This is a genomic window from Silvanigrella sp. (assembly GCF_044369315.1).
In the GTDB taxonomy this organism is placed as follows: Bacteria; Bdellovibrionota_B; Oligoflexia; order Silvanigrellales; family Silvanigrellaceae; genus Silvanigrella.
In genome coordinates this window covers 1-23349 of sequence record NZ_JBIPMD010000006.1, presented here as the reverse complement: position 1 = coordinate 23349, position 23349 = coordinate 1, and the positions used below count along the sequence as shown (strand labels likewise).

The 23349-nt window shown below is 32.8% G+C and carries 22 protein-coding genes and 1 pseudogene; 19 read left to right on the top strand and 4 right to left on the bottom strand.

Translation table 11 applies throughout. From position 1 onward, the window contains the following. The first annotated feature begins 6 nt into the window (after positions 1–6). The 13 genes and pseudogenes from ACIQ56_RS01285 to ACIQ56_RS01225 all read left to right on the top strand — a co-directional run bounded on the left by ACIQ56_RS01285 (position 7) and on the right by ACIQ56_RS01225 (position 13498). The gene (locus ACIQ56_RS01285; RefSeq protein ID WP_397599277.1) at positions 7–930 is read left to right on the top strand and encodes a PDZ domain-containing protein; all 924 of its coding nucleotides are present in this window, start codon (positions 7–9) and stop codon (positions 928–930) included. Further along, positions 927–1883 carry a hypothetical protein gene (locus ACIQ56_RS01280; RefSeq protein ID WP_397599276.1) on the top strand — a complete coding sequence of 319 codons (957 nt, stop codon included), beginning with the start codon at positions 927–929 and terminating at the stop codon, positions 1881–1883. Before ACIQ56_RS01285 ends, ACIQ56_RS01280 begins: the two co-directional genes overlap by 4 nt. Then, positions 1880–4315: a type II secretion system secretin GspD gene (gene gspD, locus ACIQ56_RS01275; RefSeq protein WP_397599275.1), complete on the top strand. Its 2436-nt coding sequence runs from the start codon at positions 1880–1882 to the stop codon at positions 4313–4315. The genes ACIQ56_RS01280 and gspD overlap by 4 nt, the downstream gene beginning before the upstream one ends. A gap of 23 nt (positions 4316–4338) precedes the next feature. Beyond that, entirely contained in the window at positions 4339–6162 is a 1824-nt protein-coding gene (locus ACIQ56_RS01270; RefSeq protein WP_397599274.1) for a GspE/PulE family protein, read from the top strand. A 2-nt stretch (positions 6163–6164) separates the two neighbouring features. Next, positions 6165–7394 carry a type II secretion system F family protein gene (locus tag ACIQ56_RS01265; RefSeq protein WP_397599273.1) on the top strand — a complete coding sequence of 410 codons (1230 nt, stop codon included), beginning with the start codon at positions 6165–6167 and terminating at the stop codon, positions 7392–7394. A gap of 53 nt (positions 7395–7447) precedes the next feature. Then, positions 7448–7906 carry a type II secretion system protein GspG gene (locus ACIQ56_RS01260; RefSeq protein ID WP_397599272.1) on the top strand — a complete coding sequence of 153 codons (459 nt, stop codon included), beginning with the start codon at positions 7448–7450 and terminating at the stop codon, positions 7904–7906. Next, a pseudogene (locus ACIQ56_RS01255) lies at positions 7903–8028 on the top strand (prepilin-type N-terminal cleavage/methylation domain-containing protein); the annotation flags it as partial. The gene ACIQ56_RS01260 and the pseudogene ACIQ56_RS01255, both read left to right, overlap by 4 nt. 39 nt (positions 8029–8067) lie before the next feature. Beyond that, positions 8068–8748 carry a hypothetical protein gene (locus ACIQ56_RS01250; RefSeq protein WP_397599271.1) on the top strand — a complete coding sequence of 227 codons (681 nt, stop codon included), beginning with the start codon at positions 8068–8070 and terminating at the stop codon, positions 8746–8748. Further along, positions 8720–9490 (top strand): prepilin-type N-terminal cleavage/methylation domain-containing protein, encoded by a 771-nt coding sequence (locus ACIQ56_RS01245; RefSeq protein ID WP_397599270.1) that lies wholly within the window; start codon positions 8720–8722, stop codon positions 9488–9490. The genes ACIQ56_RS01250 and ACIQ56_RS01245 overlap by 29 nt, the downstream gene beginning before the upstream one ends. Further along, positions 9487–10236 (top strand): prepilin-type N-terminal cleavage/methylation domain-containing protein, encoded by a 750-nt coding sequence (locus tag ACIQ56_RS01240; protein ID WP_397599269.1) that lies wholly within the window; start codon positions 9487–9489, stop codon positions 10234–10236. Before ACIQ56_RS01245 ends, ACIQ56_RS01240 begins: the two co-directional genes overlap by 4 nt. Continuing rightward, positions 10227–11519: a general secretion pathway protein GspK gene (locus tag ACIQ56_RS01235; RefSeq protein WP_397599268.1), complete on the top strand. Its 1293-nt coding sequence runs from the start codon at positions 10227–10229 to the stop codon at positions 11517–11519. Before ACIQ56_RS01240 ends, ACIQ56_RS01235 begins: the two co-directional genes overlap by 10 nt. Positions 11520–11525: 6 nt before the next feature. Then, complete coding sequence (locus ACIQ56_RS01230; RefSeq protein WP_397599267.1) at positions 11526–12695, top strand: metallophosphoesterase; 1170 nt, start codon at positions 11526–11528, stop codon at positions 12693–12695. Between the two features lie 50 nt (positions 12696–12745). Next, positions 12746–13498: a substrate-binding periplasmic protein gene (locus tag ACIQ56_RS01225; RefSeq protein ID WP_397599266.1), complete on the top strand. Its 753-nt coding sequence runs from the start codon at positions 12746–12748 to the stop codon at positions 13496–13498. Between the two features lie 2 nt (positions 13499–13500). Here the strand turns inward: ACIQ56_RS01225 and ACIQ56_RS01220 are convergent, their stop codons facing one another. Next, on the bottom strand, positions 13501–13908 hold the full coding sequence (locus ACIQ56_RS01220) for an OsmC family protein (RefSeq protein WP_397599265.1): 408 nt from the start codon (positions 13906–13908) through the stop codon (positions 13501–13503). 98 nt (positions 13909–14006) lie between these two features. Here ACIQ56_RS01220 and ACIQ56_RS01215 point away from each other — a divergent pair, with 98 nt between their 5' ends. From ACIQ56_RS01215 to pgtP, 3 genes are all read left to right on the top strand, one after another. After that, positions 14007–14492, top strand: a complete 486-nt coding sequence (locus tag ACIQ56_RS01215; RefSeq protein ID WP_397599264.1) for a hypothetical protein — start codon at positions 14007–14009, stop codon at positions 14490–14492. 43 nt (positions 14493–14535) lie between these two features. Further along, a complete protein-coding gene (folE2, locus tag ACIQ56_RS01210; protein WP_397599263.1) occupies positions 14536–15321 on the top strand; it encodes a GTP cyclohydrolase FolE2 in 786 nt (261 codons plus the stop codon). A gap of 383 nt (positions 15322–15704) precedes the next feature. Further along, a complete protein-coding gene (pgtP, locus tag ACIQ56_RS01205) occupies positions 15705–17054 on the top strand; it encodes a phosphoglycerate transporter protein PgtP (RefSeq protein ID WP_397599262.1) in 1350 nt (449 codons plus the stop codon). 1 nt (position 17055) lies between these two features. Here pgtP and frr read toward each other — a convergent pair whose 3' ends face one another. Both frr and lpoB read right to left on the bottom strand, forming a co-directional pair. Then, positions 17056–17616 (bottom strand): ribosome recycling factor, encoded by a 561-nt coding sequence (gene frr, locus ACIQ56_RS01200; protein ID WP_397599261.1) that lies wholly within the window; start codon positions 17614–17616, stop codon positions 17056–17058. Positions 17617–17696: 80 nt separating this feature from the next. Continuing rightward, positions 17697–18323 (bottom strand): penicillin-binding protein activator LpoB, encoded by a 627-nt coding sequence (lpoB, locus tag ACIQ56_RS01195; RefSeq protein ID WP_397599260.1) that lies wholly within the window; start codon positions 18321–18323, stop codon positions 17697–17699. A 167-nt stretch (positions 18324–18490) separates the two neighbouring features. Here lpoB and nadB point away from each other — a divergent pair, with 167 nt between their 5' ends. From nadB to ettA, 3 genes are read left to right on the top strand one after another with little or no spacing between them, the layout of a single operon-like run. Beyond that, entirely contained in the window at positions 18491–20128 is a 1638-nt protein-coding gene (gene nadB, locus ACIQ56_RS01190; protein WP_397599259.1) for an L-aspartate oxidase, read from the top strand. Between the two features lie 32 nt (positions 20129–20160). Next, a complete protein-coding gene (locus ACIQ56_RS01185; protein WP_397599258.1) occupies positions 20161–21249 on the top strand; it encodes a glycosyltransferase in 1089 nt (362 codons plus the stop codon). Continuing rightward, the gene (gene ettA, locus ACIQ56_RS01180; protein ID WP_397599257.1) at positions 21242–22912 is read left to right on the top strand and encodes an energy-dependent translational throttle protein EttA; all 1671 of its coding nucleotides are present in this window, start codon (positions 21242–21244) and stop codon (positions 22910–22912) included. The genes ACIQ56_RS01185 and ettA overlap by 8 nt, the downstream gene beginning before the upstream one ends. Before the next feature lie 51 nt (positions 22913–22963). Here the strand turns inward: ettA and ACIQ56_RS01175 are convergent, their stop codons facing one another. Further along, a complete protein-coding gene (locus ACIQ56_RS01175; protein WP_397599256.1) occupies positions 22964–23242 on the bottom strand; it encodes a hypothetical protein in 279 nt (92 codons plus the stop codon). Between the last annotated feature and the right edge of the window lie 107 nt (positions 23243–23349).

The window sequence follows — 23349 nt, the reverse complement described above, 5'->3', positions numbered from 1 at the left end:
GTGAAAATGATTCAAATTGCTTCTAAACTTAAATACAAGTTATTTTCTTCTGACGCGAGTATACCGCCTGCAGAAAAGGTAACACCTGTATTTTACACGATTGCAGGAATAGCTTTTTTATTTGGAATTACAACAACTTTACTGAGTTTTTTTTGGAAAACAAACCCACCTACTCAAAAAAAACCAATTGCTACAATTGAGCGTGAAAATGAAAAAGGAATTACAGATCTTTCCTCAATTATAAACAGAAATTTATTTAATATCAAGGGATTAATTCCGGACGCAGAAGATGATGGGAATAAAGCTTGCTCCCTTGAGCCTTTTAAATTCAATTTGCCTTATAAAATTTCAGGAATTCTTTTTGGAGGTACTTCTGAAACAAGTTTAGTTGTGTTTGATTCTGGGACAAACCCTGTTTTTAAACAAGGTGACTCTCTACCTCAAGGAGGAGTTCTCTATTCTATAGAAAAAAATAGAATATTAGTGACAAACAAAAATTGTCCTGAATTTATTGAACTGACATCTCCAATCCCTCCTGATGCACGTTCTCGCTCCCCACAAAACGCATCAGGCGCTAACTATAAAGAAGATGGGTTTGAAAGAAACGGAAATGCAACAACGGCATCAAAACAATGGGTTAATAATATTTTAACAAATGATTTTGCGAAAACCCTTGAAGAAGCAAAAGCAAGTCCTAACTTAGTAGGTGGGCAGGTAAAAGGATTCGTTATTACAAATATTACTCAAAATAGTGTTTATGCAAAACTTGGTTTAAAAGATGGAGATATCGTATCAGCAATTAATGGAATTGAACTCAATGATGCGGCACGAGCCATTCAAACTTTAAATTCCATGCGAAATGAAAATACGATTGATCTTCAAATTATGCGTGGCGGTCAACCAATTTCTTTTAAAGTGAACGTCCAATGACACAAAAAATAAATAATCAGCCAGACATAAGCCCAGTTTCAAACAACAATTTTTTTAAAAGTTGGAATCATAAAAATATTTTAGTTTTTAGAAAATATTTTTTTATTTGTTCTGGTATATTCATAGGATCTGTTTTATTAAATACAATTATTTCAATGAAGCTAATAAAACCATTAAAAAATTCGCAAGATATACTTGTATATTCTGCTTCAAAAAGCTCTGGCCAGTCCTATATTCAACTGAGAAAATCAGTCATTTCTAGAAATATATTTAATAAATTAGGCACTATTCCTTCTGAAGATTTAGATGATAATCCCTTAGGATTAATAAAGAATTTTGAAGAAGTTCCTTGTAGTAACCAAGAAGAAAAGCTACCCGTAGAACTTGTGGGCATTCTTTTCACTGGCAATCCCAAGACGAATTTAGTAACATTTAAAGACTCTAGAGTAGAAACAGCAGATGTTTATAGAGAAGGGCAACATATCATTGAATACGACGCCTATGAAATATACAAAATTGCTAGCCCCTCAGGCGTACAATTACGCAATCAAAACAAAAAAATATGTCTATTTACAGGTTCACAACAAAGAGCAGCTGCAAAAAAAACGGAAGACAGCTCTGGAAATGAAGATCAAGTTACTGAATTAGATTCTGAGTTTGTAAGCGAACAAATTGGTCCTGGATTTTCCAGAATATTAAATTCAGCACGGCTTGTTCCCGAATCTATGAATGGTAAAACGATAGGTTTTAAAATATATGGTATTACTTCGGGAAGTTTGTTTGAAAAAATAAAACTTGAAAACGGAGATGTAATCACAAGTGTGAATGGAATTAATCTAGAAGATCCTTCGCAAGGCTTTAAAATCTATGAAGCTCTGCAAGATGAAACAAATATTACTTTGCAAATTAAAAAGGCTGGCGGACAGATGACTAAAAAGGTAACAGTTAGATGAATCAGAAAAACTTTCATAACGCTTTCAATAATACTTCACGAAGAAGAGGTAAAAACAAAGCGATACCTATTGCTTTAATTACTGCATTTTTAGGGACTACTTTCAACAACACATCGTTAATAGCCCAAACCCCACCAATTCCCAAACCACAATCGTTGCCAGCACCAGCGTCTAATCCAGCACCAAATACGCCTAAAAATAACAATAATAATCAAAATAATTCTAAAAATAAAAATCAATCCAATTCAACTTCTCCTTCTGCACCAGCAAAAAAATCACAATCCGATGCCGTTCCTCATGGACAAGATCTCGTTAGTATAGATTTCCCGAATGGAGCTAATTTAAGTGATATTATTAAAACTGTTGGTATGTGGACAGGAAAAAACTTTGTTTTAGCACAAGGTGTTGCGGGTTCTTCTCGAATTTCTATTATATCTCCTGAACAAGTAACAAAAGAAGAAGCTTATCAAGCATTTTTAAGTGCATTAAATATTTCTGGTTTTACTACTGTTGACACAGGATCTGTTGTAAAAATTCTTCCTATTGCTAACGCAAAATCATCTAATATAAAAACTTATTATGGTGAAAACTGGTCCCCATCCACAGATGAAATTATCAATCAGGTTATTCCGTTACGTTACATTGATGCGAACACGGTAATTAACCAACTTCGTCCTTTATTGGGAGTTACTCAATATGCAGCGTTTACAACAACAAATTCACTTATATTAACAGATACTGGAAACCGCATTCGCCGCATTCTTGAAGTGATTAAATTATTAGATGCAAAAACAAATCAGCCTATTGTAACAATTGTTCCAATTAATTATATGGACGCCAAAGATACTGTTACAAAAGTAAATGAAATATTTGGAAATAGAAATGGACCTTCCTTAAGTGTTCAAAAAGTTCTTGCAGACGAAAGAACAAACTCTATCATTTTAGTAGGTCCATCAAGTGGTCTCGATGATGTTGTGCGTTTTATTCAACGTATTGATAAACCTGCGCTAGACCAAAATTCACAAACTATGGTTCGTGTTCGTCCCTTAGATTACGCAGATGCTGAAAAGCTGGCTCAAACACTTCAAGCCCTGACCCAAGGAGCTAAAAACCAATCAAATGCGTTTCGTCCTGCATTTTATCCACCTCCTATGAACATACCTGGAGCACCAGGATCACCACAACAAGGTCAAGCCGTTGCCGATTTAAACGGAGTTAAAGTAACATCCGATAAAGCAACAAACTCCTTGGTTATTCAAGGTAACAAATCTGCATTTGATGAACTTGATAATATTATTGCACAACTCGATAAACGCCGCGCACAAGTTTATGTTGAAGCAAATATAATTGATATGAATATTTCAAATAATTTTACTTGGTCTCCTTCAGTTTTAGGTGGCGTAAGTGGTGGTAACGGAACAACAATCCCATTTGGATTTAATGCAACTCAAGGTGCACCCTTGTTTTTCTCTCAAACCGGAACAACTCCCGATCCAACAAGTTTAGGCTCTGTTTTGGGGGGTGCAGCTTTAGGTATTATGGGAACAAGTCCAATTAATTTAGGACCATTTAGTTTGACTCCAGGTGCCTTATTATTTGCAATGAAAACAGATACAAATTCCAATGTGTTACAAACACCAAGTATGATGGTTTCAGACAATGAAGATGCTACATTTGCATCAAATCAAGAATATAGCACAGTTTATCAAGTGCAAAATACGACTGGAACAGGAACGGTTCAACAACCAACTAAATATACCGTTTCTACGGAACTTAAAGTAAAACCACAAATTTCTCGTGCCGACTTTGTAACAATGAAAATCAATATAAAACTTGATGACGCTGGCTCAATCAATGATAAAACGGGAGTGCCTGATCCAATTAGCAAACGTTCAGCAGAATCTATGGTTATTGTTCAAAATGGACAAACAGCTGTTATAGGTGGATTAACACAAGATAAAACAACGGTAACAGATTCCAAAGTTCCCTTGCTCGGAGATATTCCTATCCTTGGCTGGTTATTTAAAAGGTCTTTGAGAAATAAAGTAAAAACCAGTTTAAATGTATATATAACACCACATATTGTTCGTAATTCTGAAGATCTTGAAAAAATTTATTCACAAAAAATTAAGGATCGTGATGATTTCTTAAAAATTTATTATGGTGATAAATACAAAGACCAAGAATTTTATTCTAAACTTCCGACAGAAGAAGCAGGAAAAGCACCTCCTCCAAAAAAAGAAGAGATAAATAATAACTTTGAAAATCAAAACAATACTCAAGTGGATCCTTTGCCCAAAAAGGCTTCTTTGCCTAGTGAAGATCCAAACCCAATTAACGCACCTTCTAGCAATGATAGCAGTAGTGGAGGATTTGGATTCCCACAATCAGCGCCAGCATCTGCTCCTCCGCCTCCTCCCTTTAATAATTAAATAAAAGAGGTGCAAACAGCTCAATGACAAATAAGCAAGATAATACGAACAATAGCGATGCTGTGAATAACATTTTTTCTAAAATTAAAGCAACAAGAGAAAATATTGATGCAAATGAATATTCTTCTAAAAATAGAAATATGGAAGACATCCTTCATAATGATTTTCGTATTTCTCAAAATCAAATAGAAGATGCACTATTAGAACAAAAAGCAACAAATCGATCTCTAAGTGAAATTTTAATTGAAAATGAATTGATTCTTGAAGTTGACATGCTAAAAGCCCTTGCAATTCATTTAAATCTTGAGTTTCGCGATAACTTTCCTTTTCATGAAATTAATCCTAAATTAATTTCTAAATTAAATATAAGCTTCTGTTTGCAGCATATGTTTATTCCTATTTCAGAAGATGATCTTAACGTAACTGTTGCCGTGGCAAATCCTTTGGACACGGTAAGCATTGACGATCTGCGGGTTCTTTTAAATAAAAATATCAAACGCATCGTTGCTCCAAAAGATCTCGTAGAAGCTGCTATTAATAATGTTTTTGAAAGACAAGAACTGGTTGATCAAAACAAAGGCCTTACAGCAGATGATGAAATTGATGGTATTGAAGGCCTCGATGTCGCTCATAACCTTCTACAAGATAATGAAGAAGCACCTGTAAGAAAAGAAGTAACAGCAATCATTCGTCGAAGTATCTCTGAAAAAGCATCTGATATTCATATTGAACCTTTTGAAGATCGTGTTTCTGTTCGCTTTCGTGTTGACGGAAGACTTAAAGAAGTTCGTGTTATTCCAAAAAAATACCAATCCAGTGTTTCTACTCGTATTAAAATATTAGCCAAATTAAATATTGCTGAAAGTAGGCTTCCCCAAGATGGTCGTATTACTTTAAAAGTTGGAACTCGAGAAATTGATGTGCGCGTTAGTACTCTCCCTATTAAATTCGGGGAAAGAATTGTGTTACGTATTCTTGATAAATCGGGTGGATTGCCAAATTTAGATGATATTGGATTGCCAAAAGCTTTACTTAAAAATTTTAAACAAGTGATCAATCAAAAACATGGAATCGTTTTAGTAACAGGACCAACTGGTTCAGGAAAAACGACAACACTTGCATCTGCATTAATGCATATCAATAAACCAGATGTAAGTATTATTACGGTTGAAGACCCCGTGGAAGTTCAACTACCAGGAGTAAGTCAAGTAGAGGTAAATGATCGTGCCGGACTCAGTTTTGCTGCTGCGTTACGTTCTATTTTACGTCAAAACCCAAATATTATTTTAATTGGTGAAATTCGTGATGCTGAAACAGCTCAAATTGCTGTGCAAGCTTCAATTACAGGACACCTTGTATTTAGCACTCTACATACAAATGATACGGCTGCTTCTGTTACCCGTCTAGTTGACTTTGGAATTGAGCCTTTTCAAATTACCACGGCCGTTGTTGCTATTTTAGCTGTTCGCCTTGTAAGAAAAGTATGCATGAATTGTCGTGAACAAACGACTCATACTGCAGAAGAATTAAATTTATTTGGTATAACAAGTAAACAAAGCGCAGGAAAAGTATTTTATAAAGCAAGAGATGGTGGATGCCCTAATTGCAAAACAAGTGGATATTCGGGACGTATCGGAATTTATGAACTTCTTGTATTTGATGAGCATGTTAGAAATTTTGTTTTAAAAAGCTCCGATGGTGCCAGTTTGAAAAAAATGTGTGTGCAACGTGGCATGAAAACGCTAAGAGATTCTGCACAAGAGCGTTTTTTAAATGGAGAAACAACTCTTGAAGAAGCTCTTTATGCAACTCAATCTGAACACGAACAAGAAAATGAGGTAATTTAATTATGCCGATGTATTCTTACAGAGGCCAAAATTCTAAAACTGGAAAAAAAATTAAAGCTTATATTGAAGCTGAATCACCAAAAGATGCAAAATTAAAATTAAAAAAACAAAATATTTACGTTCTTGAAATGAAGGTTGATAATAGATCAAGTGCTGCAGAAGGTAAATCTGGAATTATAGCAATCTTAAATCGAAAACCTCCAAAACAAGAAGATATTGCTGTTGCAACGAAACAATTTGCAATTTTGTTACGATCAGCTGTAGACATCAATGATGCTTTAAGAGCAATTTCGGAACAAGTTGAAAATGAAGAATTAAAATCTGTTTATATAAAAATGAGAGAATTGGTTTCAGAAGGAAAATCTTTATCCGATGCCCATAAAAATTTTCCAAAAGTTTTTACAAATATTTATACAAATATGATCGCTGCCGCTGAAAAAGCAGGAGCTCTTCCTTTAGTAATGCAAAGATTATCTGAATTCATTACCTATCAAATAGAAATAAAAAGAAAAGTTATAGGTGCGTTAACTTATCCTGCTTTAATGGTTGTTATGGCAATTGCTGTTGTCATTTATTTATTTGTTAAGGTAATGCCTCAAATGACAAAATCATTTACAACTCTTAAGGTAACGCTTCCTTGGTATACCATTTTAATGAATGATATCTCTAATTGGATGCAAGATTGGTGGCTTATTTGTATTTTGTTTCTTGCAGGATTAGGTTTTGCCATTTACTCTTGGTCCAAGACGGAAAAAGGTCGTTATAAAATAGATTTGTTTATGTATACTGCACCTATTTTTGGGCCACTCATACAAAGAGTTACTGTTTCTCGTTTCTCTAAAACTCTTTCAACCATTTTATCGAGTGGTGTTAGAATTGTAGAAGGTTTACAACTCACAAGAAAAGTCGTTGGAAACACTGTAATGGAAAAAGCTTTAGATGAAGCTATCATTAAAGTTCAAGATGGGGATAAACTTGCGACCGCTTTGGAAAGAACAGGAAAATTTCCAACAATGGTTATCCACATGCTAAGAACAGGAGAGAAAACGGGACAATTAGAAGAAATGTTGGTCAATATTTCTGATGTTTATGATGAAGATGTGAACAACCAAATTGTGGCCACAACACGCTTAATTGAACCAGCTATGATGGTTTTTATGGCTGTAATCGTTTTTATGATGGTAATGGCCGTAATTGGACCAATGATGGCTGCCATGAACCAGTTGCATTGAGTTCTAGTATTTGTATAATTATATTTCTTTTTAGACTATGGAGATGTTAACTTATGAAAATGAAAAATTTTTTAAAATTAAAAAGAACATTAAACTCACAAGCAGGATTTTCTCTTATTGAGATTATCATAGTTGTCGCTATTATTGGTACTTTAATGGGGATTATTGTGGCACGTATTTCCGGAGGTAATGACCAAGCAAAATCTGGTATTACCGATACAAAAGCATATACTCTTCAATCTAAGTTAATTCAGTATCAATTGGCAGTTGGTAAATATCCAACTTCAGCACAAGGTCTTCAAGCCTTAACAACAAATCCAGGAACACCAATTGCTTCTACTGATAATCTCACTGATGGTTGGGGCAATGCTTTTGATTATAAGTTAACAGCAAAAGGACCTCTTATTACATCTAATGGAGCAGAAGGAACACCTAATAGTGCTGGTTCTCTTTGTTACCTAAATGGTAAAAAAACAGATTGCAAAACCATTGATGCGGGAGCAACAAACTGAAACCCCCCTCGCTCAATTTTATTTGTTTAAGATTCATTTCAAATAAAAAAAATCAAAGACAAGATGGATTCACATTAATTGAAATCATCATTGTCCTTGGTATTATTGGTGCTATTGCTGGTGTTATCATTCCAAATTTAACTCTTTCTGTTGATTCCCAAATGTCCTCCAGTCTAAGAAGTTTAACGGGTCAAATTCGAGCTGCATACGATGATGCCATATTTTCAGGGCGTCTGCATAGAATGATATTCGATATAAAAACAGGAGAATATTGGGTCGAGCAAGCACCACTTGGTTTTGAAGGACGCCCTCCTTTAATCGATTCAGACACAGAATCTGAATCGTTATTAAAAAAAGATAAAAGAAACGATTTAATCAAACTATTTGATGAACAATATAAAAATAATTATGATAGACAAATGCCAACAAGTACAACTTCAAATATGAAATATTATTCCATTCGAAGTATCCCAGTTGTTCAAAGAAAAATATTAAAACCAATTGAATGGCGTGAAATAAATGATGCTGTTACTTATCGACAAAAGCTTCAAGGTAATGTTGTTTTTGCTCAAATTCTTTCATCTGTATCTTCCAAAAAATTTGAATTTGTTTCAATCATAAATAATAATGATAAGACAAAAAAAGAATATGCTTATATTTATTTTTTACCTAATGGAACCGCAACGGCAACTTCAATAAAGTTAGCAACTCGTTCTAAAAATATTGAAACTTCTATTAACGAAGAAGGCCCTAAATTCACCATTAATTTAAATTCTCTTACTGGCGAATCAAATTTGCTGGAAGGCTTTCAAGATGCAAACTTTACTTTACCAAAAAAATAAAAATCCAAATCAAAAAATAAAACATTCTGAAAAAGGATTTACTTTAATAGAATGTATCCTTGCTGTTGGAATTTTATCTATTGTTGTTGCAAGTATTGTTGGTTTACAGTCATCTATTATTTCAGTTACTCAAATTGCAACTGATGGCATGAGAGCTTCATGGGCAGTTCGTTCCACAATAGCACAAATGCAATATTTAATTGAAACTCAAGGACAAGCTAATCTGCCTGAAAATACGACTCTGCCATGGGTTACAGATAATCAATTTATTATCACAGTCAATCGGACTGAATTAAAAGATGTGAAAATATCTCAGTTTTTAACTAGTGCTATGGGTGTATATAATATTGTAAATCCTGCTGGAAATGAAAATTTAGATACAGAAAGAATGTTTTCTTCTATAAATAATGTTTTAGATCAAGATTTAACCTCTAATTCAAAAGGTTTTTTTAGTAACTTTACCATAAATGTAAAATGGAATAGCGGTTTAATACCTAAAACAATTTCTGAAGGTTTTTTCTTTATTGATAATGATACTTTTAAAGGAATTTCTGAAAAATTGCCTAAAATTGGAAATAGTGATGATAAGGAATCTGGTGGCGATACGAGCGGTGGCACTTCCAATGGAGGATCGAGCGGCGGAGCTAGTAGTGGAGGATCTGGCAGCGGAACAGGGGGCAGTCCAAACAACGGTCCTTCCGGTGGCGGATCTGGTGGCGGCGGTACAGGTGGACCGAAATGAATAACTCACAAAATGGTTTTACTTTAATTGAAATTATTTTATCCATTTCAATATTAGCAACAATAGGTGTTTTAACTATTAATATTTTATCAACACAAATTGATACCAGAGAAAAAGTAACAGCACAAAATACAGTACAACATTCTATAAATATGGCTTTGGAACGTATTTATTCTGATATTCAAAGTGCATACATTACAAATCAAAATGATTTAAATTCTTTAAATATAAATATACGTCCCATAAAACCTCAGTTTTCATTTAAAAATGAAAATCTAATTATGTCTGTGCAAAATTATAAATCACTAATTGAAAATTCAAATCAAAGTAATTTAGCAATTGTTCGTTATTATATTCGACCCAACCCAAAAGACACAAAAACAATGCAACTTATTCGTGTAGTAGATACAGATATGGTTGAAAATATAGAAAATACAGGAGTTGGAATCTCTGAAGTATTGGTTCCCGATTTAAAAGAGTTTTCACTTAGCTTTTGGAATGGAACAGAGTACCAAAGGGAGTGGGACTCAACCGCAAATGACACCCAAGGAAAACTCCCCAAATTAGTTAAAATTCATTTACAGAGTTACTTTAGGCAAACAAATTCTGAAAAACAATTAACTGAAGTTTCACCAACAGCAAAACAAGAAAGAAGATTTATTGCTCTTGATACAATCGTATATATTATGAGCACAAATGGCACTCAAGATATCATTAACCCAACTGGAGATTATAAATGGCAATAAAAAAATTAATCTCCTTTAAAAATAAATTTCTTTATTTGAAAAAAAAACAAAACGGCTTTGCGCTCATATTTGTTCTTGTCTTTGTTGCCATGATTATGGGTGTGGTAGGTGATATTGTTTATCAAACCCAAGTAGGAGCAAGAGGTTCAATTGAAGAACGCAATGGCCTAGATGCACAAGCAACTGCTTTAACAGGAATTGAGTTTGCTAAAATAATGTTATCTTTAAGTATATTATCAGAAAAATACCAAGGAAATCCTTTAGTACCCATTCCTAAAAATTTATATAATTTATTAAATGGACAACCTATAGGGTCGTCTGGTTTAGAAAAATTAGAAGAATTATCTGGAGCTAATATTTCAAAAGCAATTGCACCAGGAATTCAAAAAGCGCTTAAAGTGATTCCTGGATATTTTGTATTAAATATTTCGTCTGAAAACTCAAAATTAAATTTAAATTTATTACAATCTACATATTCAGCAGATACTCAAAAGGCCTTATTACGTATTTTTTCTACTCCAGATTCACAAAAATTTATAGAAACGGTGGGTTATACTCCTCAACAATTAGTTGATAACTTAACAAGTTACATTAAAATTTCTTCAACAAATGCTGCTGCTGCTGCTGCTGCTGGTGCTTATGATAATATTGGAGCAAAATACAAAGCTAAAAATGGTGGTTTAGAGTCATTAGAAGAATTAAGAAGAATTCCAGGTTTCCATTTAGATGATATTTATAATATGTATTCACCTTATTTTACAATATGGCCTATTCAACCTAAAAAAGGAAATTTGAATATTAATAACGCTCCAGTTGAACTGGTTGCTGCTTTGTTGACACAAAATGGACAAGAAATAAATAATCAGGAAATGGATACATTTGAAAATTTTAGAGAAAAGCCAAATATTAAAGAATCTCCTAAAGATTGGTTTGCAAAAAATTTACCCGCTACAAAAGATAATCCTGATACCGTAAAAATTATTGAGCTTTTATTTGGGAATACCGATACTATATATCGTGTTGAATCGAGGGGAGTCGTAAATGGAGTTGAAAAAACTCTGATTGTTATTTTACAACAAGGTGATTCTTCCAGCAAAGGAAACGATAACAAAGGAAAAGATGATAAGGGAACTGATAACAAAGGAAAAGATGATAAGGGAACCGATAATAAAGGAAAAGATGATAAGGGAACTGATAATAAAGGAAAAGATGATAAGGGAACTGATAATAAAAAAACAAATTCAGCCCCTAATTTTAAAGTTATTTATAGCATATGGAAGTAAGTTCTTATGTTTTTAAAAATGCTTTTTTCCATTACAATCGCTATATTAGTTACCCTATTGGGACATTATTATTTATATTCTCGTATTATTTTTCCTATTTTTGGTAAAAGTCCTTTTTGGATTACAACTTTTACATGTCTTTGGTCCATGACCTTTTTTGGTTTTATTATTTTGCGAATCGTCCCACATTTTTTAAGAAAAATATTTGAAATCGTCATGTTCATATGGATGGGTGTCGCTTTTTTATTCATGCTTGTTTGTCTTTTAACATCACCAATAAATATGTTTTTGAATGCTAACAATTATAATACAGCCTATTTAAGTTACTTTGTCTTATTTACAGGTACAATATTAACAATTTATTCCATGTATTTAGCCTTAAAAAAACCTATTGTTATTGAAAAAGAAATAAAAATAAAAAATGACCTCCCAAAAATAATTAATGATCTTAAATTTGTCGTATTAAGTGATATTCATGTTTCTGGATTGATTGGTAGAAAAAAAATGAAATATCTTGCTGAAGTTGTCAACCAACTAAAACCAGATATTATTTTTATTACCGGAGATCTTATGGATGGATCTGTCAACCAATTAAAAAAAGAAATAGCTCCTCTTGAAACTCTTTATGCTAAATATGGAATTTATTATATTACAGGAAATCATGAATATTATAGCGGTCCATTAAATTGGAAAAAACATTTTGCTGAAAAATTTCATTGGAAAGTGATTTCTAATTCTTCGCACTCCTTAAAAATAAGCGATTTAGTAATAAATATTTTAGGAATAGAAGACAGACATTGGCTTAGTTATGAAAAAATTCCAAGAAAACTAGATAAACGTTTGCATCAAGCAGTCCATCATTTAGAACAAAAAGGAGCTCAAAAAGAGCACTCTTTAAATGTTTTATTAGCTCACCAACCGAAGGATTCCCGATTATTGGTTCAATTTCCTTTCATTGATATTCAAATTTCAGGGCATACTCATGGCGGTCAAATTTGGCCTTTACAATATATTGTAAAAAAAGATCAAAAGTATGTTAAAGGACTTTATCAAATAAATGAAAATCAGCAAATTTATGTTAACCAAGGTACTGGATTTTGGGGACCACCCATGCGATTAGGAACAAATTGTGAAATATCGCTTTTAACTTTTAAACAAGAGAAGGAAAGGAGTTGAATTTCAATCATTAATTTAGTTACCTGATATTAATGATTTTCAAGTTTAATATGAAAGTTCTCTTTTTATCCTTAATATTTATATTTCAATTATTTACTAATATAAATTCTTATTCTGTTGAAACAATTCTTACGATGCATGTCAGAGATCGATATCCTGAAATTGTAATTGAAAATAATAAATTTAGTGGTCCTTTAATTGATATTATAAATGAAGCAGCAAATAATATAGGTATAAAAATTGAATTTATTGAAGCTCCTTTTACAAGAACTCTTATAGATTTAGAAAATGGCAAAGTTGATTTATGCCCTCGTTTTTCAAAATCACCGGAACGCGAAGAATTTACTTATTTTCTAGGTCCTATATCGACAGTAAATAAAATTGTTTATTTTATTGTGCCAAAAGGGCAAGAAAAAATAATTAAAAGTTATGATGATCTTAAAAAATATCCAGTAGCAATAAAACGAGGTACTTATTACTTTGAAAAATTTAACAAAGACAATTCTATTCAGAAATTAGAATACAAAGATGATGAAAATATGTCTTTGATGTTTATGAATAAAAGATTCAAAGTGATCGCAATAAGAGACTATTTAGCCATGAAAAGGTATTTTGAAAAAAATAACTTCAAAGATTACACAACAGCAACTTATAGACATGAAGAAATTGTTGATATTTTTTATGGAATGTCAAAAAAATCCCCACATTTGAACAAAAAAGAAATTTTAAATAAAGCTTTAAATAAAATGCGAACCGATGGGCGTGTAAAAAAAATATATGAAAAGTATGGTATTAAAGAATAATACTACACTCTAATATAACTTTCTTGTATTTGTACTACATTTTGGATTGTTACTTTAACGGGACAGGATTTTCCAGCAGCTACTAATTTTTTAAATTCATCTTCCGTACAATTTGTTTTTAAAAAGTATTGGACAATAATTTTTGCTACTCTTCTTGGTGCTGTATCCATTATTTTTTCAGCTTCAAAATGAATATTTTCAAGAGGAATTGCACTTTTTGAAGCATACAATGACATAATGGTCGTTCCGCAAGCCCCTAAAGAAGAAGCAAAAAGATCTGTTGGAGAAAAGCAACTTCCATCCCCACCATTATCAACAGGAGCGGTCGTTTTAATTATGGCTCCAGATGAATTATGCTTAATTTCTGTCGTTTGAGGGGCTACTAATTGTCCCGTAAATTTCACAGACATTCAATAAATCCTTCTAAAATGTTAAAGAAATCCTTGCAGCTATTCCTTGGAGGGAATAACACTAGTGAGTTGTTAGGTCAAGATGGAGGTTTTTGAGTATGTATGAGTTCGTATTATTTATTCATTCCTGGTTGCGTTGGGTTATTAGTATTTTTCTTATTCTCGTTTTATTTCGCTCCATTTCTGGTTGGCGCCAAAAGACTCCCTATGCTAAAAAAGATAAAGTATTGGGTGGCATTTTAGTAGGATTTACTCATTTGCAGCTTATTATAGGTCTTGTGTTATATTTTGCTTTAAGTCCCATAACACATTCTGCCCTTAATAATATGGGTTTTGCTATGAAAAATGCAAGTTTACGCTTTTGGGCTGTTGAGCATATTTTTACTATGCTTATATTTGTTGTTTTAGTTCAATTAGGAAGAACTTTGTCTAAAAGATCTAAAGACGAAGTAAAAAAACACAAAACTGTAGCAATATACACAGGGATTGCTGTTTTAGTTTTAATTGCAGGAATGCCTTGGTCTTTTCGCAAAGAAATAGGACGTCCTTTATTTATGGACTTTCAAACAAAAGCTCAACAATAAAAAATAAATTTATCGAATATTTAACTTTATTAGAAAGAAAAATATGCAAGATACGCAAGGTTTTCCGGATCAAAGAATGGTAAAAATAGCTAAAGTAGGTATAAAGGATGTCTGCCATCCCATATTTTTTTCAGACATAGGTCAGGATAATTTTGTTACCTTTCCTACCACTGCAACATTTTCTTTTTTTGTTGAACTTTCCTCAACAAAAAAAGGAACCCATATGAGCCGTTTTCCGACTATTTTATATGAATTCGCACCAAATTTTAATTTAAAAAAATTTGAAGAAATGGCTCATGCCATTAATAATAAATTAGAAAGTCAAACTTCATTTATTGAAACAAAGTTTACTTATTTTTATGAAAAATATGCTCCTGTTTCGAAAACAAAAGGCATAGCAGATCTCCAAATTCAATTAAAAATAAAAGCAAACTCTATAAATAAAACAACTGAAACCGTAATGAGTATTCAAATTCCCGTAAAAAGTTTATGCCCCTGCAGTAAGGCCATTTCGGAATACGGCGCTCACAGTCAAAGAAGCCATATGACAATCACATTATGGAATCCTAAATTATCTATCCAAGATTGTATTGTTATAGCGGAGTCTTCTGCGAGTTCCGCAATTTATCCTGTTTTAAAAAGAGTCGATGAAAAATATGTTACTGAAAAGGCATACAATACACCAAGGTTTGTAGAAGATCTTGTTCGAGAAGCAGCCATTCAACTTAAAGAGAAATCTGGAAATTTAAAATTTGAAGTCAGCGCAGAAAATTTTGAATCCATACACAATCATAATGCTTGGGCTTTTGTAACAAGTGAAGATTTATAATTAAAATACATTTTATTTATAAAAACCATTCTATTAAAATAATATTTATTAAATTTAATTATGAATTTTTTCCTATTTATCCTAATTTAAATAATATAATTAATAATAAAAAATACTTAATCTATTGAGCCATATTATATTTGTAAAATTTACTAATATTTATAATTTATAATATTTTTCTATAGATTATAAATAATTTACATTATTTTTTATTCATCTATCTCAATAATACAAATGAATTTATGTAATTATTTTTGCCAATATTTTTATCTTATGTTATTTCAAAAAAGATTTTTAAATCGCTTCTCAGATATTTGTTATTAAAACAAACTTTGTAGAATTAAAAGAATAATTTTATATTAAATGCCAATAAAGGATTATATATGGCTATTTTTTCAAATATTATATCAAAATTAAAACAACCAGATTCTATTGAAGCAATAGAAGATCAAACAAAAATAAATATCGACTATAAATATTGGAGAATTCGAATTTTTTATTCTATGTATATAGGATATGCTGTTTATTATTTCACAAGAAAATCTTTTACATTTGTCATGCCAAACATTTCATCAGAACTTCATTTAGATAAAGATAGTCTTGGATGGATTGGGAGTTTATTAGCAATTAGTTATGGAATTAGTAAATTTATTAGTGGAATGATTTCAGACAATGCAAATGCTCGTTACTTTATGGCAATTGGTTTGATTATGACGGGTATCATTAATATTATTTTTGGCCTTTCATCTGCGTTCTGGATTTTCGCACTTTGCTGGACATTAAATGGTTGGTTTCAAGGTTTTGGATGGCCTCCCTGCGCAAAATTTTTAAGTTATTGGTATTCTCAGTCTGAGCGTGGAAGATGGTGGGGTCTTTGGAATACATCACATAATTTAGGAGGAGCGATTATTCCTATTTTTATGGTGTTTTTTGCAAATTTGTTAGGCTGGCGTTATGCAATGCAGATTACAGGATTGAGTGCAATTATTGTTGGTTTATGGCTTGCAAATAGACTGAGAGACACGCCTGCAAGTTTAGGACTTCCTACCATTGAAAAATATAGAAATGAAAATACAATACAAAATATAAATCAAAATGAAAATGAGACTTCAATAAAAGAAATATTTTTTAAATACATTTTTAAAAATAAATTTATTTGGATTTTAGCAATTGCCTATTTTTTTGTTTATATTGTTCGCATTGTAATGAATGATTGGACAATGCCTTATTTAATAGAGAAAAAAGGTTATTTAAATTCTACAAAAGCAGGTACTGTCATAGCAGCATTTGAAGTTGGCGGTTTTTTTGGAAGTATTGTGGCTGGGTGGTTTTCAGACATTCTTTTTAAAGGTGGAAGAGGCCCTGTTAATTTTTTATTTGCATTATTATTATCTGTATTTTTAGTTATTTTTTGGCAATATACCTCTGCAAATATTTGGATAGATTCTTTATTAGTAGGTTCCATAGGATTTTTTGTTTTTGGCCCACAAATGCTAATTGGTATTGCCGCAGTTGAATTATCTCATAAAAAAGCGGCCGCCACCTCAACTGGTTTTATTGGATGGATTGGCTATTTAGGCGCTTTTGTAGCAGGAGGCCCTGTAGGAATTATTTTAGACAAATGGGGATGGAATAGTTACTTTACAATATTAATTTCTTGCTCCATAATTTCAATGTTATTTTTAAGTCTATTATTTAAAGCAAGATATTATAATTATAATTCAGCTTCATAACTTAAACTGTTAAAACTTCTTTTTCTTTCATTGCACAAAGTTCGTCGACTTTTTTAACATAAGAATCTGTAAGTTTTTGAACTTCTTCATTTGCACGTTTTACTTCATCTTCAGACCAACCAAATTCTTTTTGAGAAGCTTTTGCTTTTGTGTTTCCATCTTGTCTATGATGACGAACAGCTACTTTTGCTTCCTCACCAATTTTTTTCACTTGTTTTGCCATTTCTTTACGACGATCTTCTGAAAGCGCAGGAATGGGAATACGAATGACTTTACCATCATTATTTGGAGTTAAACCTAAACCAGAAGTTAAAATTGCTTTTTCAACAATTGGCAACATTCCTTTATCGAAAGGGTTTACCGTAATTAAACGTGCTTCAGGAGTAGCTAAAGTAGCAACTTTGCTTAAAGGCATTAATGTGCCATAAGAATCAACTCTAACATCATCAAGTAAAGAAGTAGAAGCCCTACCTGTTCTGACTTTTTGCAAGTCGGCTTGCAAAGAGCTAATTGTTTTATCCATACCTTCTTTTACTTTATTAACAAGTTGTTTTTTATCCATATAAATATCCTTTATGTATTATTGCTAAAACAAAAAAGCAGTTAAAAACTGCTTTTTTAGTATTCGATCTATACTACAAATTACCAACCAACGCTGCTTCTTTTAAAGTTTTTTCTTATTTTCTCAATACCGCTCCAAACAAGTTCTCCAGAAGAAATATTAACGAGCTTCATTTCAATTTGATATTGAACAGAGCTTTTGCCGCCTTGTTTTGAAACAATGCTTGAAATCGCACCAGATAAGAAAAAGTCAGCTCCATATTGATTTCCTGGACCCTTGACTTGACCTTTTTTCACAACACCAGATTGTTGATATTTATATTCATTTAAAATCTTCTTACGAGCATCACCATCTAGGAAACGAACTTTTCCATCATTTAAAATTTGACTTCTTAAATCTTCAAATAATGCTTTTGTATCAATAATTTCACTTGTTCTATTTTCCATGTCATCGACAAGAACAAAAGGACGATCTGTTCCTTTCTTTTGCATGTCATCTCGCCAATTTTGTACCCATGGAGCAGCAGACATATCTTTAACCATTTTTTGTACAGTTAATGTTGCATCAGTAGGATTCCATTTGTCATCAAGAATTTGAGCTTGATTGGCATCACCATAATCTCCTTCAAATGAAGCACATCCCGTGAAAGCAAGGGAAACTGCTAACAAAAGAGGAGATATATACAATACTTTTTTTGTATTTAACATTTAAAACCCTTTCTTTATTATTTACAAAAGCAATATAGGCATTTTTAATCTTTACCTAAATCGAACTCTTCAAAGTATATGCTCTTTGATAGGACACTTGCAAGAGTTCCGCAACATGCATAATGTGCAATTCTGGTTTAGTCTGATGCGTTCTGAGGATTTAAAATATGGCAAAAAAAACATCGATACAAGTTGGTGAAAATATAAAATTTGATTTCCTTATTATAGGTAGCGGTGTCGCAGGCGCATCAGCCGCTTTAAAATTAAGTAAACTAGGAAAAGTGGGGCTCCTTTGTAAAGAAACACTTTTTGAATGCAACACTCGTTGGGCTCAAGGGGGAATTGCTTCCGTATTAAGTGAAAATGATTCCTATGAGTCGCATACACAAGACACATTAATTGCGGGAAATGGACTTTGCCATGAAGCCACTGTACGTAAAGTTGTTGCAGCAGGCCCAAATGCAGTTCAAGAACTGATCGATATGGGAGTTGCCTTTACTCCGAGTGAATCTCAAAACCAATATGACTTTGAATTTCATCTTACCCAAGAAGGTGCCCATAGTGCGCGCCGCATAATTCACGCAGCAGACATGACAGGAGCCGCTTTACAAAAAACTCTTGTTGAAAAAGTAACAGAAAATCCCAATATAGAAATACTAGAATTTCATACTGCAATTGATCTCATTGTAACTGATAAAGTTTGTCCTGATTTTTCAAGAAATCGCGTTTTAGGGGCTTATGTTATAAATGAAAGAGACAATATTATTTCAGCTTTTTTAGCGAAAGCAACAATACTTGCTACTGGTGGTCATGGAAAATTATATTTATATACTACCAATCCTGACGTAGCTGCTGGTGATGGGGTTGCAATGGCATGGAGAGCGGGAGCAAGAGTTGCTAATTTAGAATTTATGCAATTTCATCCTACTTGTTTATATAGCCCTAGAGCAAAAAACTTTCTCATTTCTGAAGCAATGCGTGGCGAAGGTGCTATTTTAAAATCCAAAAATGGCAAAAGATTTATGGAAGAGGCACATCCATTAAAAGAGCTTGCTCCTCGCGATATTGTCGCAAGAGCAATCGATGCCGAAATTAAAAAAACCGGTGAAGCTTATGTTTTATTAGATATTTCTCACAAAGATCCTGAATTTATAAAAGCACATTTTCCAGGAATTTATTCTAAATGTTTAAGTTTAGGAATTGATATCACAAAAGACCCCATTCCTGTAGTTCCAGCAGCACATTATAGCTGTGGCGGTATCGTAACAGACACGAGAGGTCGCACTGGAATCAAAGCTTTGTGGGCTATTGGTGAAGTAGCTTGTACTGGTTTACATGGAGCCAATCGCCTAGCCTCAAATTCTCTTTTAGAAGGACTGGTTTTTGCTCAATTTGTCTATGAAGATATTAAAAATCTCTGGCCAGATTTACAAAACTATTCTATTCCAGAGGTACCTAAATGGCAATTAGGCAAAGCGGGCGAGCCCGATGAAATGGTCGTAATCAGTCAACTTTGGGATGAAATTCGCCGCACAATGTGGAACTACGTAAGTATTGTGCGTACTGAAAAAAGACTTTCTCGAGCCGCAGCTCGAATTGATCAAATTTGCCAAGAGATAGAGACATATTACTGGAATATTATTCCAAGTAGATCTCTTGTTGAGGTTCGAAATCTGGCTGTAGTTGCTCAATTAACTGTAAAATGCGCCAGAATGAGAAAAGAAAGCAGAGGGATTCATTATTCTCTAGATTATCCTTATACTGATGATATCAATTATAAAAAAGATACCGTCGTTATAAGTTAATATATATTTATCTTTCAATATTGGAGAATTCAATGCTTCTTTCGCTTATCATACCTACATATAATGAAAGCAAAAATATTCCAATTTTAATTGAACGAATAGCAGATACTTTATCAGATATATCTAAAGAAGTTATTATTGTAGATGACAACTCTCCCGATAAAACCTGGGAAATCGCCAGAACATTAAGTAATGAATATCCTTGGTTAAGAGTCATTCGCCGCATGTCAGATAGAGGCTTGAGCTCTGCTGTACTCGCTGGTTTTGAAATATCCGAGGGCGACATTTTAGCTGTTATGGACTCCGATTTACAACATGATGAAAAGGCACTACTTTCCTTTATCTCTGCATTTGAAAAAGGGGCGGAAATTGTTGTTGGCTCTCGAAAAATAGCGGGAGGAGGAATTGAAGATTGGAGCCCCTTCCGAAAATTTGTTTCTTGGTCAGCTACTGTACTAGCAAAAGTTGCTCTCACAAAATCCGTAAGCGATCCTATGAGTGGTTTTTTTGCTATAAAAAGAAAAATTTATGAAACTTATAAGCATGAAATCAATCCCAGAGGATTTAAAATTCTTTTAGAATTTTTAGCACGAGCTAAAAATACCCGAATAGATGAAGTTGGTTATACTTTTAGAGGAAGAGTTCACGGCGAAAGTAAACTTTCTAGTAAAGTTATTTTTGATTATATTTTTGCATTATATGAATTAAGTATTGGAAAATATCTTCCAACTCAATTTATTAAATATGGTATTATAGGTTTCTCTGGGCTCATTATTGCAACAGCAATCATTTTTATATGTCAACATTTTACAAATTTATCTAAATCTTATTCTATTGCTCTTTCAATTGAAATAAGCATTTTAACAAATTTTTATTTAAATAATTATTGGACTTTCAAAAATTTTAAATTAAAAGGTCTTTGGAAAATTTTACGAGGACTTGCTACTTTTCATGCAATTTGTTTAGGTGGCGCATTAATAAATCAAGCTATAGCACTTAAAATGTTAACTTATGGAATGGATGTTTATCTCTCCAACGCTTTTGGTTATTTTATTGCCGCAATTTGGAATTATATAATTAATGTTAATATCACCTGGAAAGGAAAACCAGAACATGGCTAACTATATTTATAATATGGTAAAACTCCGCAAAAATATTGCGGGTAAAGATATTTTAAAAGATATTTATTTATCCTTTTTTCACGGCGCAAAAATTGGTGTCATTGGATCGAATGGTGTTGGTAAGTCAACTCTATTACGAATTATGGCCGGTGTTGATAAAGATTTTGCGGGAGAAGCTTTTCCTCAAAAAGGAATAAAAGTTGGATATTTACCTCAAGAACCAAAACTGGATCCAAATAAAACTGTTTTTGAAAATGTAGAAGAAGCTGTAAAAGATATCAAAGATCTTATCCGCAAATTTGACTCTTTAAATGAACGCCTTGGCGAACCACTTGAAGATGATGAAATGAATAAAATTCTTGAACAAACAGCCGTTTTACAAGACGAAATAGATGCAAAAAATGCGTGGGAAATTGATAGAACGATTGAAATTGCTATGGATGCCCTTCGCTGTCCTCCAGGTGATTCAAAAGTAACAAGTTTATCTGGTGGTGAATTAAGAAGAGTTGCGTTATGTAAATTATTAATGGAAAAACCTGAATTACTGCTACTTGATGAACCAACAAACCACCTTGATGCAGAAAGCGTTCAATGGCTAGAGCGTTACCTTAAAGAATATCCTGGAACACTTGTTACCATTACGCATGATAGATATTTTCTTGATAATGTAACTGAATGGGTTTTGGAACTTGATAAAGGGGAAGGAATTCCTTGGCAAGGAAATTATTCGTCGTGGTTAGGCCAAAAGACAACTCGTCTTTCTGAAGAAGAAAAACAAGAATCCGCTCGTCAAAAAACATTAAAACGTGAGCTTGAGTGGATGAGCATGTCACCAAAAGCAAGACAAGCAAAAAGCAAATGGCGTATTTCTGCATATAATGAACTTCTAAAAGAACAAAATGACAAACAAGAAGGAATTCGAGAAATCGCATTTCCACCTGCACCAAGACTAGGGGATAATGTTGTTGACTCAATCAATATTACAAAGTCTTTTGGGGATAAATTATTATTTGAAAATTTAAATTTTAAACTTCCTCCAGGTGGAATAGTTGGCATTATCGGTCCTAACGGTGCAGGTAAAACAACACTCTTTAAAATGATCGCAGGACTGGAAAAACCAGACCAAGGTGAATTAAAAATTGGGGAAACCGTTAAAATTAGTTACGTTGATCAAAATAGAGAATCACTAGATAGCGATAAAACGGTATTTCAAGAACTTAGCCAAGGAAAAGAAATGATTATGGTTGGTAGCAAAGAAATTCCAGCCCGCTCCTATATTTCTAGCTTTGGATTCCGCGGAGCCGATCAGCAAAAAGCAGTAGGAAAGTTATCTGGCGGGGAACGCAATAGACTTAATTTAGCTAAAATGGTTATGAATGGTGGTAACTTGTTACTTCTTGATGAGCCCACAAATGATCTCGATGTTGATACTTTAAGAGCACTAGAAGATTCTCTTGTCTCTTTCCCAGGTTGTGCTGTGGTTATTAGCCATGATCGCTATTTCTTAGACCGCATTGCAACACATATTCTTGCTTTTGAAGGTAACAGTAATGTTGTTTGGTTTGAAGGTAACTATCAAGACTATATGGCAGATAAAAAACGCAGACTTGGCGAAGATGCCGTCAATCCAAAAAGAATCAAGTTCAAAAAACTAGTTCACTAATTTTTTGAACTTTTTACAAAGAAATAGAATTCTATTTCTTTGTCATTTTTATTATTTAAGAACATAATTTGGCATAGAATCTTTAAAAAGAGATAATATACTCGAAAATTTTACAGCCCCATTTCCTATTTCAGACATACCCTTTTCAGGATGTAAACCAATTTTAAAATAATAGTAATATTTTCCTTTATAAACATAACCTGGAAGGTATTGTCTATATTTAAGTTTTTTTGACATGACTAAAAAATCATTAAAACTCATTTTTCCACCAGAATTATCAGGAATAAAACCATCTTCATTTTTGATCATGTTATTGGTAGGTAGAGACATGACTTTTATTTCCTTTCAAATAAAGTAATTCATTGCCATGAAACCCCTGCAGAACCGGACTTGTAGTTTTCCCACATCCGGCTCCCAGAGATGATATTCATTGCGTA